The organism is Pedobacter sp. ASV12 (assembly GCF_016429155.1).
Taxonomy (GTDB): domain Bacteria; phylum Bacteroidota; class Bacteroidia; order Sphingobacteriales; family Sphingobacteriaceae; genus Pedobacter.
This window is the reverse complement of record NZ_JAELUC010000187.1, coordinates 1-1399: the sequence shown is the minus strand read 5'-3', so window position 1 is coordinate 1399 and position 1399 is coordinate 1. Positions and strand designations below refer to the sequence as shown.

The 1399-nt window shown below is 40.0% G+C and carries 1 protein-coding gene; it reads left to right on the top strand.

What is annotated here, in order from left to right:
• Positions 1 to 4: 4 nt before the first annotated feature.
• Positions 5 to 1399: DUF6443 domain-containing protein (locus tag JHD69_RS21580; RefSeq protein WP_370583533.1), on the top strand; the 1395-nt coding region annotated here is incomplete at its 3' end.

Below are 1399 nucleotides of genomic sequence, written 5' to 3'. Positions count from 1 at the left end.
AGATGTGTATAAGAGACAGACTATAGTAACTGCACAACAACACCTTACATTATCATCTTACAATGGCCAGAAGGAAATTAAAGCTACTGGAAGTATTACGCTCACTGATGGCTTTCATGTTCCAGAAGGCAACAATTTGCGAATTTTTACAACTTTACAGAATTGCACCATTTTAAGTTCTGCGCCAAGTAATAATCAAAATTACACGTTAACAAGGACATTTAAAATTGCAGGTGTAAATAGTTCAAACCTCAATAACCTTCGAACCAATTGTGAGGAAAATCAAATCGTTCAATATTTTGATGGATTGGGCCGACCAATACAGAATATTAATATTCAGGCAAGTCCGAACGGCCAAGACATTGTACAACAGATTGAATACGATGCTTTAGGTAGGGAAACAAAAAAATATCTTCCCTATGCAGAGTCAAACAGCAGTGATGGAAGTTTTAAACCAAACGCTGTTACGAACCAAGCAAACTACTATAGTTTAAGTACCTGGGACATCAACGCAACTCAAAACCCATACCCTTTCAGCCAAGCAATCATAGAAGCATCCCCATTAAACAGATTATTAGAACAAGGAGCGCCCGGTGCTCCATGGCAACCCTTTAGTAGCGCTATAGCCGGCTCTGGCCATACGGTGAAAAACGTTTATGACTTTAATAGCGCTAGCGAAGTCCAACTTTGGACAATTAATCCAACAGGAGGTGCATCTACTGTTGCTAGTTACCTGGAAAACACGCTATATAAAACCATTTCAAAAGATGAAAATTGGCTTTCTGGGAAAGCTGGAACGATAGAGGAATTTAAAGATTTGCAGAATAATATTGTACTTAAAAGAGTTTGGGAAACCGAGAGTACTTCACTCTCTACTTACTATGTTTACGATGATTTGAATAATTTGCGTTATGTATTGCCTCCTGCGATAACCATCACTAACTTCAATGAGTCTGACGATATATTTGAGAATCAAATCTATGCCTATCATTATGATAACAGAAAAAGGGTGATAGAGAAGAAAATCCCAGGCAAAGGTTGGGAACATTTGGTATATAATACTTTAGACCAATTGGTATTAACCCAGGATGCTGTCCAGCGAAATAACAATACCTGGAGTTTTATCAAATACGACATTCAAGGAAGAACGATTATCACTGGGTTAGTTAACAGTTCCTCAGATCGCAACTCTTGGCAATCAACCATAAATAGTCAAAATCATTTATGGGAAACAAGGGATGACACAAATTTTTACACAACTAATATTGGCTATAGTAACAATTCACTACCAACAACCTGTCTCTTATACACATCTGACGCTGCCGACGAACCACGACATGGGTGGTTGTGGGTGGGGGGGGGGGGGGGGTTATGGGGGGGGGGGGGGGGGGGGGGGGGG